The organism is Alistipes sp., assembly GCF_048465575.1.
Lineage (GTDB): Bacteria > Bacteroidota > Bacteroidia > Bacteroidales > Rikenellaceae > Alistipes.
In genome coordinates this window covers 40,903-55,801 of sequence record NZ_DBFWLG010000018.1, presented here as the reverse complement: position 1 = coordinate 55,801, position 14,899 = coordinate 40,903, and the positions used below count along the sequence as shown (strand labels likewise).

Below are 14,899 nucleotides of genomic sequence, written 5' to 3'. Positions count from 1 at the left end.
CCTGGAAGCCCGTCTGTCAGAGCCGACAGACGGGCTTGATTTTGGCCTACCGTTCGATCCCGACGGTGGTGATGCGGTCGTGTTCGAAGAAGAAATATTTGCCGCTTTCGCAGCCTACGATCAGATTGGGACCGTGCGACGTGTCGCCCAGAAAGCAAGGTTCCGGGGCGTTGGAGTGCGCGCCGAGGTAGAAATCCCTGCCGTCGATCTGCAACTGGACCGGGGGCTCGAACACCATGCGTTCGTTGGTGCCGGCATTTATCAGCAGCATCACCTGCAACCCGTACTCTTTTTTCTTGAAGCGCGCATAGGGCAGTCCGCGTTCGGGCGAGGGGTAGGAGGAGCGTTTGATCGAACCGATCATCAGATCGAGCTTTCCGTCGCTGTTCCAGTCGACGAACCGCAACTTGCCGCGCCCCATCTGTCCCAGCGGCTCCAGGCCGTCGTTGTGTCCGGTGATCTGCGAACCGTCCGTAAGGCGCAGTTTTCCAGCATCGGAGACGTTGTAGTCGTCTACCTGCCGATACAGGTGCAGGGCGTTGTCGCTGTCCATGATGACGAGCGCGTTCCGGTCGCCGATCCGCGCGATCGCCGGACGAACCCGCCAGGTGCCGTACAGCTCCAGGTTGTCGACACGCAGCGGGACCGGGGCTTCGAGTTGCGGCTGTTGGGGCGTGCCCCGGTTGAGCAGCACCTCGAATTTGGCCCGCGATCCCGAAACCACGACATCCGGTAGTCCATCCCCGTTCCAGTCGCAGACCGTCGGACAGAGGTAACCCCACGAAGCCTCGAAAGGACCCTGCACGACGTGGTAGCCCGGACGCAGCACAAGGGGTTTTCCTCCGGCGCAGACCTCTTCCGAGGGGGCGAAATCGGGGTGCCGGTTCGTGCCGTTGTTTTTGAAGAAGAGAAGACGCCCCTCGGAGTTCCCCGCCACGATGTCGAGCCGTCCGTCGCCGTCCCAATCCACGACGTTGGGCACTGTGAGCGAGCCGCCGTACAGCGGTGCATGGCGTTGAAGAACGGGTTTTGGATCGGCATAGACGGGTGCTCCGCCGGACGTTTGGCCGGTATGGCGGTAGTGGTACATGGCCGCCTCGCCGCCGATCACCAGATCGGATTGCGCTCCGGGGCTTGCCGAAAACGGAATGACGCGGGAGCTGTAAGCCGGATGCACGCGGACCCGCTTCTCGTCGCGCATGACATGCAGCGGCGTCAGACCTCCCGGGGGCAGCTTTTTGAGGTAAGGGATGAATTTCATGCTGCCGAGCCGGTTCGTAAACAGGTATCCGTCGTAGCCGCCGTCCGCCGAACGTACGCAAGCCAGTTCGCTGGCTCCGATCACCAGGTTCATGTCGCAGCCCACCTGCTCGACCCGGCTGACCTGCCGCCAGCTCGCAGCATCGAGGGTCGTGCGGAAGAGCCCCGAACCGGGGAGCGCACCGCGGTAAATTCCGGCTCCGTCGTAATAGGACTGTCGGTCGCCCCTGAACGTTTCGGGACGGTAGGCCCGTCCGTCGTGGCAGAGGATGGCCAGTTCGATCTCCCGCTTGCCGCGGCGGATGCAGTCGAACGAAGCGACGGGGTAGTCGATGCCCTCGATCTCGGTCTGGGCGATCGGGGAGAATCCCTGCGAGCCGTCCCAACGGGCAACGGTCAGTTTTTTGGTCGAGAGGCGCAGCAGGTAGACCTCCTCGCCATCCTGGAAAACACGGATTTGAGACGGCAATTTTTTCTCCTTGTCCCACGGGGTGGCCACGCGGACGGGTTCGCGGTAGACCAGGGAGCCGTCGTCGGCGGTGCGATCGTAAGCGCAGCGCCAGAAACCGCGAGCCTCGGGCATGCCGCTCGGGATCAATACGAACAGATCGGGATAGCTGCTCGAAGAGAGGTAGGCGAAGCCGCGCGGTGCATTGCTGTACGTAAGGCCGAACGACATCGGAGCCAGCCCCTCCTCGCCGCCCGCCATGACGGGACGGGCATGTCGCAGCGGCGGAGCCCCGACGGTACTCTGCCACGCGAATCCGATCGAGAGCAGGATGAGTACGGACTTTTTCATTTTGCGAATTCGATTTTCGAAGCGATGAGGGTCACACCTGCAAAATCTTTGGTCTGGGGCAGCGTCACGGTTTGGCCGGCTTTCACCTGTTTGGAATAGATGAAGAGAATGCCGGGTTTGTTCCGGTCGTGCGTCGTGTAACGGATTTCGGCATTGCGTTCGGGTTTCCAGCCCGCCAGATCGGCCGAGGTGACGCTGTTGCGGCGTGCGACGAGGTAGATACGGCCGTTTCCGGTTGCGGTCACCCTGCAGTGCTGCACGCCGTCCTTTACGGCCGCATGCACCAGCATGTCGAAACCCGCAAAACGGGCGGGGACCAGCGACAGCGGATAGACGCGATTGATGAAGAACTTTTCGCCGAGCGAGAGCTTGCGCAATTCGAACCTGTCGCCCTGCACCCGGACGGTCGTGTGCCAAACGGCTTCATCGGGCTGTTTGGCAGGAGCGGCGGCCCCGTTGTCGGTATCGCTGCGGAACGGGGCGACCGGAAGCCCGGCGGCGTCGAAAAGATTGCCGATTGCGCCGTCGCTGAAGCAGTAGCGCACGGCTGCGGGGCGCGACACCTGTTTGCTCCATACCACCAGCCTGTTCCTGTCGTCGATCATCCCCTGTGCGGGAACGAATTTCATCGAGGCGTCGCATAATTCCAATCCCGCGATAGCTCCGTCATTGCAGAATAGACCCCCATCGGCTTCGTCGAACGTGACGATCGCCTGCGCGCGTTTGAATTCGGCGGCACGGAACGCGGCGTGTTTGTATTTACCCGCATGGCGTCCGTACACCTCCGCAAGCGCCCAAGCGGCCAGCCGCTCGCCGACCCCCTTTTTGAAACGGGGGTGGACATTGGTCACGTCATCCACCAGGTCGGAAATAACGACCATGCCGGTGCCGGGGACCGTCGCTGCGACCAGGGCCTGCTGTTCGCGCACGAGGGCGCCTGTGATGCCCCCTTCGGTGCGGGCATGGGGCGCGATCTGTACGAAATAGAACGGCAGCTGCCGGCCGAATGCCCTGCGCCACGACTCGATCATCATCCGGAACTCCTCGCCGTAAAGCGCAGCGTTCTCCTTGTTGGATTCGCCCTGATACCAGACGACGCCCGCAAATGCCGTTTTGAGCAACGGGCAGATCATCGCGTTGTAGAGCGATCCGATCTGCCATTCGCGTCTGCTTTTGGAGTGTTCTTTCCAGGCGGCGACCAGCCGGGGCTCGCGGTTCATCTCCCGGGCGGGGGTCCACACCTCGATGGGAGTTCCGCCCCACGACGAATTGACCAGCCCGACGGGTTGCTTCAACTCCCCGGCGAGCCGCTTGCCGAAGAAATACCCCACGGCACTGAAATAGCGGGCGCTGCGCGCATCGCATACTTCCCACCGTCCATTGCAGTCCTCCTGCGGATAGGGCGTGCTGTGCTTGGTGACGGTGAAAAGGCGTATCTGCGGATTCAGATCGCCCTCCAGCTCCTGCTTCATATCGGCGATTCCGTTGGCCGCGCTCCAGTTCATGTTCGACTGTCCGCTGCACAGCCAGACCTGCCCGATCAATACGTCTTCGATCCGTTTAACCACTTTCTTATTGGTTTCGAACAAGATCGAGCGGGGATCGGGGGAGGCTGCCGGGGTTTGCAGTTCGACCTCCCAGGCGGTATCGTAACCGGCCTTGACCGTGACGGCTTCGCCCCACGAGGGGGAGACGGTCACCGTGGAGTTGGGATCGGCCCAGCCAAAGAGTTTCACGTTGGTATTCTCCTGGAGGACCATGTGGTCGCCGATGACCGCCGGCAGGCGCAGGAATGGCTGCGCGGCAGCGGTCGACGCGGCCAGCAGCATGGCCGCCGTAAAAGCGAGTGTTTTTTTGATTGCAGGTTTCATCGTTTCGTCGGTTGGTTCGGTGTTTTGTGTAGTGTTCGGATAGCGGTTGTGGTTCCCGGTTCCCGGAATTTCCAGATGCGTATGAATACCAGAAAATTGGCGTCGTGCTGCCGGGTCGGGAGTCCCCGCGGCTCTTCCATCGCCAGGCGCACCGCGGCAATGAGGTCCTCGCCGTCGAACTGCCAGTCGGCATACTGGAAGCCGTCGAAAAAGGGGTTGTCGCTCGCAAGCACGATCCGGGCGGTCCGCCAACGGCGCAGGTCCTCGGAACTGACCAATGCCAGGGTGTTGCGGATCAGGCCGCAGTGAATGCCCCGGGCATAGATGCCGCCGTGACGCGCTCCGCGGAACTCCTCCTTTACCACGGAGGTCAGCGCGTAATAGCGTTGCGAGAGCGAATCGTAACGGACGGTGAATTTCTTGCCGCCGCCCGGCATTTCGATCACATCCCGTCGGGGATCGAACGTCAGTTTGCGGGGGCTTTTCACGTGGACAAGCGCTGCCGTACGCCCGTGTTCGTGTTCGTCGACACGCAGCAGGTTGACCAGCGTTCCATCCCTTGCCACGACCATATTGCCCTCGATCCACTGTCGGAACTGGCCGCCCTCGATCCACGATGCGGAGGATTCGAGCGCTTCGGAAACCGTCCAGCTCGAGGCCTGCAACAGGTCCGCCTCCGCCGGAGCCGAGAGCACGAATGCCCGGCGCGGCTCGCCCCGGGTGTTGGTCTCCATGGCCCGCCAGATGCGGCCGCGGTGTTCGACCACGGGCACGGGGGCCGAGTGGTAGCGTCCGTGGAGCAGAATGCCCTCGCAAGGGGCGGTCCAGGAGCGGCCGTCGTCGTCCGAGCGGCGGATAATCACATCCCCCTCGGGCGTCGCCGTCCCCATCATGTAGAGCGCTCCGTCGTGCAGAAAGAGCGAATAGAAATTGACCGGAGCATCGTCGTGCGACCAGTGCGACCAATTCCGGCCCCGGTCGGTCGAGCGGTAAAAATCGGTTGTCCGCTGCGTCGTGGCTCCGCTGCACGCAGCCAGATAGCTTCCGTCGGGCAGGATGAGCAGATTGGGGTTGGTGATATGCGTTTTACGCAGCTCGGGAACGCGGGCTACGACGACGCCCGGCACGGCGGCTGTCTCCGCGACGCGGATATTGCGGGCGAAAACGATTGTCGAAGCCCGGTTTTCTGCCGATGCAGGCAGCGGCATCCATGTCCCGGGTCGGGCATACCGGGCCGTAAACAGCCGGTAGCGGGTTTGGTTGACATGGAACGACTCTCCGGTCGGCCGCCACTGCACCGTATCGGGGTCGGCGCCGTCGAGTGCGACCGACAATTCGCACGCCTGATTGGAGCGAACAGCCTCGGGACCGCGGAACTCCCGCAGACTGACTGCATAGGACATGCCCGTCAGCCGTTGGGGAAGCGAGCGGCCGAAACGGTGCCGTTTGTATTGCGGATAGACCTCCGCACCCGGCTCGGCCGTGCGAATGTCGATCAGCGTGCCCCGGATTTCGATAACCGGCTCCCCGTCCGGCGCTGCCGCCGTGCAGAGCGGCAGCGCCAGCAGGAGCAGATGAAAGGGTGTGCGCATAAGCGAGGTCACAGGTTGCGGAAATTGCGAATCCGTAGGAACGTCATGAAATTGGCATCGTGCTGGCGCACGGGAAGCCCCCGGCTCTCGGGACACGCCATGCGGCAGACGGCGACCAGGTCTTGGCCGTCGAACATCCAGTCAGTATACTGGAAGCCGTGAAAGAACGGATCGTCGTCGGAGAGAACTTCCTTGTACTGGACCCACGTATTGAGGTCGGTCGAGTAGCAGAGGACCAGCCGGTTGCGGATCAGGTCGCGCGTAATTCCGTTGAAATAGATTCCGTCGTGCTTCATGCCGCCCGCATGGGCCGGATTGGTGAGGGTCCAGTAGCGTCTGCTCTCGGCGTCGTAGCGAATGGTGAATTTCTTGCCGCCTCCCGGAAAATGGATAAAATCGCCCGGAGCCGTGAAGCGGAGTTCGTGCTCGCTGAGAACCGTGACTTTGGCGGCCGCCAGGCTGGTGCCCGAGCTGCTGGCCCGGAGGATGTTGTAGAGTTTGCCATCGGGCGTGGCCACCATGTTGCCCTCGATCAGCTCCGTGATGGAGCTGCCTTCCGCCTCCCAGGCCGTATTGAGGGGGATGGTTGCGGTGCGGGTCCAGTTCGCAGCGTTCAGCAGATCGGCATCGGCCGGTGCCGAGAGGACGAAAGCCTCTTTCTTCGTGTCGACAACCTCCTCCATCGCCCGCCAGATACGGCCGTTGCAGACGACCACCGGCACCGACGAGGAGTGGTAGGCGCCCGAAAGGAGAACCCCGGTTCGCCCGTCGGCGGGGTAGGTCCACGTGCGGCCCTTGTCCGCGGAGCGGGTGATGAGTACGTCCCGGCCGCCGACGCCCGTACCCATCATGTACAGATTGCCGTCGTGTACGAACAGGTTGTTGTAGTTGGCAATCCCGTTCACGCCGATGTTGTCCTGCGAGAGCACGCTCCAGGTGCGTCCTTTGTCCTGCGAGAGAAAGAGCGAAACCCCCTTGGCGCCGGGGCCGGTGGCACCCGTGCAGGAGGCGATGTAGTCGCCGTCGGGCAGAATCGTCATCGAGACGTTGTTGATGGCGCCGCTTCGCAACTGCGGAACCTGTGCGATAACGGTGCCGGGAACGGTTGTTTCGGATACGCTCAACGTTTTGGCAAACAGCATGGTCGAGCACTTTCGGTCCGCCGGATCGGGCACGGCGATCCATTTGCCCGGCGTGCGCGATTCGTAGCAGTAGATGTAATAGGTCAAGTCGTTGACCGTAAAAATCCGGTCGGCCGCTTTCCAGCCCTCGGCCCGCATTCCGGTGCAGTCCGTGGCCAGGTAGACGGTTGCATCGCTGCCGCATCGGAACGCCTCGACGCCGCGCGACTCCTTCAGTCCGACGGCGTAGCGCATCGTTTCGTCGAACAGCAGGTCGGCATCCGCACCGAAGACGTACTGGTCGTGCTGGGGAAAAACCTGCTCCCCGCTCTCCAGCATGCGAATATCGATCAGCGTTCCGCGGACTTCGACCGCATCGGCCGCAAGAGGCGCCTCTGCGGGGGTATCTTCCTTGTCGCAGGCCGCCAGGAGGCTGGCCACGGTAAACAGACACGTTAAAATGAGGTAATTTTTCATATGCGCATACTTATTCCTCCGTCACGGTGACGGTCGCTTGTTTGACGATTTGACTGCTGCCCGAAAGGGTCTGCACGGTTCCCACGACGGCTATGTCGTACGTGCCGGGACGAGAGAAAACATACTCGTAACTGGCGGGCTGTGCTTCCGACTCCTCCTTGATGGTGAATGGCGTATCCCTGCCCACATTCTTGGCTTCGGGACGGATCAACCGCGGCAGCACGATGTAGGAGTTCTTCTCGACCGTGGGGCGGAATGCGGCCCCCAGGCGCAGCACGTAAGGGTAGGAACCGTAGGCATACACATTCAGCGGATTGCCTCCATCCTCCGATCCGAACGTCGCGCCGAGTACCACGGTCGGCCAGGTCGGATCCGTCTGGTTCTTGACGTATTGGTGGCGATAAATCTCCGTAAAGCCGCTTTCGTTGCGGTATTGGGCCCGCACCCACATGTCGTGGAGGTAGAAATAGGTCCGGCCATTGCCCGCGGTGCCCGTTTCGGGATCGACGTAAGAGGCGTCATACGGGTCGATATGGTAGAAAAGGGCGATATGGCAGCTGTTTTCCGCACCCGCAAACCAGTCGCTGCAATCCGCCGTTCCCGCATTGTGGGGAGTGGTCGAGGCGCCGACGGTCGTCTTCGTATCCGTGCCGTAGATATAGGTCGTCAGATCGAATTGCGCGGTGACATCGTTCCAGGTAGCCGCGAGTATGCCCTCTTCGGTCATCGTACCGTCGAAATCGGTGGAGTATTTCACTTTCACCGGGGTCCGCTGCGTGCCGCTGTTGAGCAGCATGAGGAAATCGACCGACATGGCCGGATGCTGCAACCGGTCCCGCTCCGCATAGAGGTAGTCGTGGCCCTCCTCGCCGGACCAGAAATCGATCCGGTCGGCCAGGCCGCTCAGGTCAATCCGCAGGGGCTCCCCGGCCCGGCAGCTGAGCGAGGGCAGCTCGACCTCGAACGGATCGGCCTGGACGAATTCGTCGAGCGAGATCGCGTACTCCCGGGTGTAGTGTTTGTTCGGCCGGAAAGTAACCGCGTCGGGTACCGTAAATGAGTTGACCGAATTGTCGATGGCTGTCAGTTCGATGCGCAACGACCCGGCCGGATGCGTGCCGGGTGCCACAACCAGATAGACGCTGACGAACCGTTCTTTATTCAGGGAGAGATTCTCCGTAAAACCGACGTCGATGCTCCGGCTGCCCTCTTCCACGGTCAGCGGCATGGCCGCATCCGTCAGGTCGATCGTGCCTTGGGGGATGGCCAGGTCGCTCGCATCCGACACGATCCGCACCTGCTTGACGGGCACCGCCGCGAGGCTGCAATCGGAGGCCATTTTGAAGCGCAGTTCGAGGATCGAAAAGACGTTGGCGAACCGGAACTCGACCCCGCCCTGGGACATGTCCGTGGGGCCGAATTCGACGGGCGCAGCGGTCATCAGGCCGTACTGCGACAGGTGCGTGGGCGAATCTCCCTGCGACTGCACCTGCCGCTCGGGAAGCGAAAAGGGATGCGCCGCTGCATCCGGTTCGCGGTCGTTGACCCCGGTATAGGGGTAATAGGCGTAATACCCTTGTGCCGTGCCGTCGATCCACCGGAACAGTTGCGAAGACTCGCTGGCCGCGAAAGTGCAGCGCGCGGCATCTTCCTTACAGGGGGTTGCGGTGTAGGCGTAATTGCGGCCTGTCGGACGTCCGTCGCTCATGCCGTAGATTCCCACCTCGTCGCCCGCGGCCCAGACTATCCTCAGGTTGCGTTCGGCATCGGTGTCCACCGTGGTGCGCGTCGCGGGGTTCGCCGATGAAAAGTGCAGCGGCTCTGCGTCCGCCAGCGGCATGTCGGAGGAAACGTCCCGGCTGCAACCCGCGAGCAGCAGGGTCAAGGCTGTGGTATAGATCGTACTTTTTTTCATGGTCTTGTCGTTTTATTCGTTCCACTCTCCCGCTTCGGGCGGCGTGATGCTGCCCTCGTCCTCGACGATCCGTATCTTCACCGAGCGGACCAGTTCCCGGCGCTCGTAGACGTTGCTGTTGGCCGCGACGAAAGTCGCCGTGTATTCGCCCGGCTCGGTGTAGACATAGCTGTAACCGGTCAGGGCGGCTTCGGCCATCGCCTTGATTCCGACCCCCATGTCGGGGCCCTCGTTGATGTAATCCATCTTGTGGATGGGGCCTGCGACGGCCCAGCATTCGCGCGATACGGGCGGCTGGAACTCGCTGCGCAGCAGGATGCGCGAGGAATTGATGTCGGGCAGCGAGGTCGCGCCCTCGAACGAAGCGGCCCGCACGATGGTCCAGTTCGAACTGGCGATGTCGTAAAGTACGGCCGAGGATTCACCCGCTATGCCGTTGATCTTGGGCGATTTGAAATTCCACTGCGTCCGGCCGTTTCCGTTGCCTCCGGCGGCCGTCGCGTCGTAGGCTTCGACCACGTAGTGGAAACTGAGGTAGAGCGGCGTGTCGTTGTCGGGATAAAAGTCCGAGATGTTCACCTCGCCCGAAAGCAGGTCCGTCGCGCCGATGTCGGTGGGCATGTCGAACCGGTCTGTAATGTCGATCCACGTCGCTTCACGAACGGCCTCTTCGGTATATTCACCCGAAAAATCGGTCGAATAACTGATGGGAACGCGTGCCGGATTGGGGTAACCCTTGGTTCCGGACGCCGTGGTGGTGGTAAAGGAGAAAGTCATCCGGGTCTCGACGATGCGGTCCTGCTCCTTGAAAGCGTACTCATTGCCCCGCTCGCCCGAATAGAACCAGATGAAATCGGGGTTTCCGCGAAAGGAGAAGCGCACCGGTTCACCCGCTTTGAATGTCGCGGACGCGGTCGAAACATCGAAACGAACGTCGTCGACCTCCTCGAAACTTTCGCGGCACCCGCAAGGCAGCAGCGAAATCGCGAAGAGAGGAACCAGGTATTCGATCTTGGTTTTCATGTTCTTGTCGTTTTTGAATTCTACCATCCGTTGTTCTGCACCAGACAGCGGTTGACTCCCAGCTCGTAGGTGGGAATCGGCCAGATTTCATCGCGCCGGTTGGCATTGTTGTAGGTGCGCTTCGCACTGAGGTAGTACGAACTGGTATAGCTGTCGGGAATGGCGGCCGCGACGTTTCTCAGGTAGCGCATCCGGTCGTAGAATTCGCCCCAGCGAACGATGTCGTCCTTGCGCAGCAGTTCGAAACCCAGCTCGCGGGCGCGCTCGTCCTTGATGGCGTCCAGCAGGGCGCTCTTGTCGCCCGCCTCCAGGTCGGCCGCGTCGCTCGGCGTATGGATGTCGACTCCGTAGCCGCGTCGTCGGACCTGGTTGACATACTCGTACGCCTGCCGAAGCTGCTCGGGGTCGTTGTTGGCCGCATCGGCCGCCACGCTTTCGGCCCAGATAAGCAGGATGTCGGCATAACGCAGCAGCGGAAAATTGACCGGGGTGTAGTTGGTCGCCCGCGGCGTGGTCAGTTCGTACTCGCGGCGGAATTTGCCGCAATAGCGAATCCAGATGTTGCTCGTCTGAGCGGTTTTCTGGCCCGATACCGTGTTGTAGGTGTACGGGCCGATGGTCCAGTCGCGGCGCAGGTCGCCCTCTTCGAACAGCGCGTAATAGTAGGGTGTCGTGCGGATCGTGCCGATCGAGTAGCCGTACATGTCGACGATCGTCTTGCCGTTGAGCGTTACGTTCTGGCTCGTACAGCCGATTCCGTTGTTGCGGCCGACCATTCCGGCCGTCGTGGTGTAGGTGCCTTCGTTCGTTCCCCAGAATTCGACCTCGAAAATGCTCTCGCCAGCGTCGTACTTGTCCTGGATGTAGTTGATGAAGACCTGCTCGAAAGAGGGGTTCAGGGCGTGCGTCCCGGTGTCGATCACTTTTTGGGCGTACTCTCTGGCTTTGGCATACATCCCCGGTTCACCGAGCGGATAGCCGGCCATGTAGAGCGCCACGCGGGCGAGCATTCCGTAGACGGCCGACTGGCTTGCGCGCCCCGGGGAGAGGAGTTCCGACGCGGGCGGAACCAGCCGGGCGGCCTCCTCCATGTCGCGGATGATTTGCAGGTAGACCTCGCGCATGTCGCTTTGCGGAACCTGGACGTGCTCCCTCTTGCCGTCATCGGGAACCGTGAGGACGAGCGGGATGTGGTGAAAACGCACGACCAGCAGGAAATGGTAGTAGGCTCTCAGAAAAAGCGCCTGCCCGAGAATATTGTCGCGGGTTTTTCGATCGAGCTGCGGCTTGTCGATGTACTTGATCAGCATGTTGGCCCGGCCGATGCCGTCGTAGAGATCTCGCCAGTAGTTCAATATCTTTGCATCGGTGGGGGATACGTCGTAATCCCCCACCGATCCGTAGTCCGAGGAGTAACTTTCGTAGCCAATGTCGGCCGAAAGTCCCATGCGGCCCAGCAGGTTGTTGCCGAACAGGGTGGTATTGGCCAGTGTGGCGTAGATGCCGTTGAGGGCCGTATTCATCTCCTCTTCGTTGTTGTAGTAGTTCGACGGAGTCACGAAATCCTGCGGCTCGATATCCAGCAGGCTGCATGATGGAAAGAGAAGCACTCCGAGTAGTATGATGATGCAATTTTTCATGGTCGTAAGTCCGCTTTGGTTAGAATGTGACTTTGATGCCGGCCGTGTAGATGCGGTTGCGGGCATAGGCCGAATAGTCGAAATTGGGCGTGAGGGTCGAATTGCGGGTGGAGACCTCCGGGTCGAGCCCCGAATAGTCGGTCCAGGTCCAGAGATTCTGGCCCGAAACGAAGACCTGCACGCTCTTCAGATGTATCTTACGCGTGAATTTCTCGGGCAGCGTATAGCTCAGCTGCAAGGTCTTCAGACGCAGAAAAGAGCCGTCCTCGATGGTCCGTGAACTGTAAACGCCCGAGGGACCGCGACCTCCCACGCGGAAATTCCTGCTGACGGGATTCTCGGGCGACCAGCGGTCCACGTAGCTTTTGTACTGGTTGATCGCCTTGTTGGCGTAATTGCCCTCGAATATGATGCGGTTGGCGTTCATCACGTCGCAGCCGTATCGCCACTGGAAAAAGATGTTGAGGCTCAGATTCTTGTAGGTGAAATTGTTGTTGAAGCCTCCCGTGTGGATCGGTTCGCAGCGGCCGATGACGACCATGTCCTGGTCGTTGACCACCCCGTCGCCGTTCTGATCGACGTATTTGATGTCGCCGGGCTGGATCGTGCTGCGGTCGTTCCCGTTCGTAGGAACCCCTTTTTTGAGCGTGTATTCGCCCGAGGCGCTGCGGTCGAAATCGTCGTAACCGTAGACCCCGTCCCACTTTACGCCGTAGAATTGCGCTACCGGGTGGCCGACTTTGGCCAGGTAGAGGTAGGTGGCGTTGAAGTCCCCCGTGAAACCGATTCTCGAAAGGTAGTTCTCTTCGCCCTCGGCCAGAGCCAGTACCCGGCTGCGGTTGAAGCTGATGTTGAAATCGGAGTTCCACTCGAAATTCTTGGTTTTGATATTGACGGTGTTCAGCGTAATTTCCAGCCCCCGGTTGCGGATCCTGCCGATATTCTTGTACACGGTGCGATATCCCGAACTGTATGGCAGGTTGGCGTTCAGCAGCAGGTCGCGCGTGATCTTCTGGTACCAGTCGACGGTCAGACTGATGCGGTTCTCGAACAGCCTCAGATCGAGACCGGCATCGATCTGTTCGGTGCTCTCCCACGTCAGGTCCCGATTGCCCAGACTGCTCGTAACGATCGCTTCGGCGGGCTGTCCGTTGTCGAACGAATAGTAGTCGGAAAGCGACAAGGACGGGTGAATCGAGTAATCGCCCACGCGGTTGTTTCCCGTCACGCCGTAGCTGACGCGCAATTTGGCATCGTCGATGAAACGCAGCCGGCGCATGAATTTCTCCTCGCCCAGCCGCCATGCGAAAGCGCCCGAGGGAAAATAACCCCAGCGGTTCGCGGGAGCGAATTTCGACGAGCCGTCGGCACGGAACGAAAAGGTGAACATGTAGCGGGAACGGATGCTGTAATTGATACGGCCGAGCCACGACAGGAGGTAGTTCTCGGTGAGAAGCGCCGTCATCGAATCCGGAAGTCCGTCGTCGATTCCGCTTATTCCCAGCAATTCGTTGGGGATCTGCATGCTCGAATAGCCGAACCGGTTCTGGTCGGTTCCCTGCAATGTGAAGCCGGCCAGGATGTTCAGTTTGTGACGTCCGTTGCGCCAATTTCTGTCGTAGGTCAGCGTATTCTCATTCATCCAGTCCGTGCGGGTGGTACTCATCACCGAACCGTTGACTCCCTTGGTGTTTGTCAACATCGGATACCCTTTGTAGGTCATCGAATTGTTGAATTCCGTCGCAAGGGTCGAAAAGCGCGAATAGCCGCCGCTGATGCTCAGCCGCAGGTTCTTGTGCAACTTGTAGTCGAGTTTCAGGTTCGAGATGAAAGTCTGTCTGCGGGTCACCTTGTCCTCGTTTTTGCTCGAGAGAATCGGATTCATCACCGCCGAGTTATTGCCGTCGAAATAGTCGTCGAACAACTCCTCGTCGTTCGATACTCCCTTGGTTATCACGGGACGGAACGCCCAGGTTCGGTACATGAGATACGAAGCGTAGGCATTGCTCGTGGCGAGCGCCGCGGAAGAGGTCTGCCCGTAGGTCTTGTCGCCCGTGTAGCTGGCATTGACCGTCACTTTGGCATTTTTGTTCAACTGCTGCGTCAGGGAGATGCGACCCTGGTACTTGTCGTACCCCGAGCAGATGATCACCCCCTGCTGGCTGGCCAGCGCAAGCGATACGGCGTATTTGGTCTGCTTCGTACCGCCGGTCATCGAGAGGTTGTGCATGTGGATGGGGGCATTGCGGAAGAGTTTGTCCTGCCAGTCGATCCCCTGTCCCATGCGCTTGTAATCCTCCATCGTGCGGTCGAGGTTGTTCAGGTAGGTGTCCACGCTGCCGGGCGAGCGCTCGATCTGGTAGTTCACGAAATCGTAGGCGCTCATCATCTCCATGGTCCGGGCTACCGATTGGAATCCGTACGTACCGTTGTAGGTAACGCGCGGTTTTCCCTCCTGACCCTTGACGGTTTCGATGATGACCACGCCGTTGGCGCCTCGGGCACCGTAGATGGCCGTAGCCGAAGCGTCCTTGAGTACCGTGAGCGAGGCGATGTCCGAGGAGTTGATGGCGGCGCTCGAAAAGTTCTCGATCGGAAAGCCGTCGATCACGTAGAGCGGCGAATTGCTTTGCGTCAGGGAGTTGGCCCCGCGAATCACAATGTCCATTTCGGTTCCCGGCTGGCCGTCGGACGAGGTGACCGAGACGCCGGCCATGCGGCCCTGAAGCGCCTGGTCGAAGCTCACCACGGGGGCCTTCGCAATATCCTCCATCTTTACGCTGCTCAGGGTTCCGGTGATGTCTTTGCGGGCCAGACCGCCGTAGCCGATTTCGATCACAACGTCGTCGATGGCATTGGCCTGCTCCTCGAGCGCGATGTCGAACCGCGTGCGGTTGTTTACGGCGATCTCCTTTTCGGCGTAGCCCAAGAGAGTGATGACCAGTATGTCACCGGCCTTTGCCTGAATCGAGAACGTGCCGTCGGCGCGCGTGGTCGTGCCGCGCGTGGTCCCTTTTACGAGCACAACGGCGCCTGCGATGGGCTGCTTGTCGGCGTCGGTCACTTTTCCGCCGACCTGCCCGGGCCTGGCAGACGGCTGTGCCGCGAACGCTTCGGTCCCTCCTCCCGCGAACAGGAGCAGAGCCAGCGTTACGCAGTTTATCAGAATTCGTAGGTTCGGTTTCATTTCGGGCGGTTGGT

At 60.7% G+C, this 14,899-nt stretch carries 8 protein-coding genes; all 8 read right to left on the bottom strand.

Annotation, left to right across the window (positions count from 1 at the left end; all coding sequences use genetic code 11):
- Positions 1 to 46: 46 nt before the first annotated feature.
- Genes ACMQ11_RS05630 through ACMQ11_RS05595 form a run of 8 tightly spaced genes read right to left on the bottom strand, consistent with a single transcriptional unit; the run spans position 47 to position 14,885 of the window.
- A complete protein-coding gene (locus ACMQ11_RS05630) occupies positions 47 to 2,059 on the bottom strand; it encodes an FG-GAP repeat domain-containing protein (RefSeq protein ID WP_418991790.1) in 2,013 nt (670 codons plus the stop codon).
- Positions 2,056 to 3,930: a sialate O-acetylesterase gene (locus tag ACMQ11_RS05625; protein WP_418991789.1), complete on the bottom strand. Its 1,875-nt coding sequence runs from the start codon at positions 3,928 to 3,930 to the stop codon at positions 2,056 to 2,058. The genes ACMQ11_RS05630 and ACMQ11_RS05625 overlap by 4 nt, the downstream gene beginning before the upstream one ends.
- A complete protein-coding gene (locus tag ACMQ11_RS05620) occupies positions 3,927 to 5,522 on the bottom strand; it encodes an exo-alpha-sialidase (protein ID WP_418991788.1) in 1,596 nt (531 codons plus the stop codon). Before ACMQ11_RS05620 ends, ACMQ11_RS05625 begins: the two co-directional genes overlap by 4 nt.
- Positions 5,523 to 5,530: 8 nt before the next feature.
- Positions 5,531 to 7,120, bottom strand: coding sequence for a sialidase family protein (locus ACMQ11_RS05615; protein WP_418991787.1), 1,590 nt, complete (start codon positions 7,118 to 7,120; stop codon positions 5,531 to 5,533).
- Between the two features lie 10 nt (positions 7,121 to 7,130).
- Positions 7,131 to 9,035, bottom strand: coding sequence for a DUF5017 domain-containing protein (locus ACMQ11_RS05610; protein ID WP_418991786.1), 1,905 nt, complete (start codon positions 9,033 to 9,035; stop codon positions 7,131 to 7,133).
- A gap of 12 nt (positions 9,036 to 9,047) precedes the next feature.
- On the bottom strand, positions 9,048 to 10,058 hold the full coding sequence (locus tag ACMQ11_RS05605; protein WP_418991785.1) for a DUF5017 domain-containing protein: 1,011 nt from the start codon (positions 10,056 to 10,058) through the stop codon (positions 9,048 to 9,050).
- Between the two features lie 20 nt (positions 10,059 to 10,078).
- Entirely contained in the window at positions 10,079 to 11,698 is a 1,620-nt protein-coding gene (locus ACMQ11_RS05600; RefSeq protein ID WP_418991784.1) for a RagB/SusD family nutrient uptake outer membrane protein, read from the bottom strand.
- A gap of 19 nt (positions 11,699 to 11,717) precedes the next feature.
- On the bottom strand, positions 11,718 to 14,885 hold the full coding sequence (locus tag ACMQ11_RS05595; protein WP_418991782.1) for a SusC/RagA family TonB-linked outer membrane protein: 3,168 nt from the start codon (positions 14,883 to 14,885) through the stop codon (positions 11,718 to 11,720).
- Positions 14,886 to 14,899: the final 14 nt, after the last annotated feature.

Excerpts from the sequence above, each read along its gene's own strand:
- ACMQ11_RS05625 (WP_418991789.1), bottom strand. The coding sequence starts at position 3,930 with ATGAAACCTGCAATCAAAAAAACACTCGCTTTTACGGCGGCCATGCTG.
- ACMQ11_RS05600 (WP_418991784.1), bottom strand. The coding sequence starts at position 11,698 with ATGAAAAATTGCATCATCATACTACTCGGAGTGCTTCTCTTTCCATCA.
- ACMQ11_RS05630 (WP_418991790.1), bottom strand. The coding sequence starts at position 2,059 with ATGAAAAAGTCCGTACTCATCCTGCTCTCGATCGGATTCGCGTGGCAG.
- ACMQ11_RS05615 (WP_418991787.1), bottom strand. The coding sequence starts at position 7,120 with ATGAAAAATTACCTCATTTTAACGTGTCTGTTTACCGTGGCCAGCCTC.
- ACMQ11_RS05620 (WP_418991788.1), bottom strand. The coding sequence starts at position 5,522 with ATGCGCACACCCTTTCATCTGCTCCTGCTGGCGCTGCCGCTCTGCACG.
- ACMQ11_RS05595 (WP_418991782.1), bottom strand. The coding sequence starts at position 14,885 with ATGAAACCGAACCTACGAATTCTGATAAACTGCGTAACGCTGGCTCTG.
- ACMQ11_RS05605 (WP_418991785.1), bottom strand. The coding sequence starts at position 10,058 with ATGAAAACCAAGATCGAATACCTGGTTCCTCTCTTCGCGATTTCGCTG.
- ACMQ11_RS05610 (WP_418991786.1), bottom strand. The coding sequence starts at position 9,035 with ATGAAAAAAAGTACGATCTATACCACAGCCTTGACCCTGCTGCTCGCG.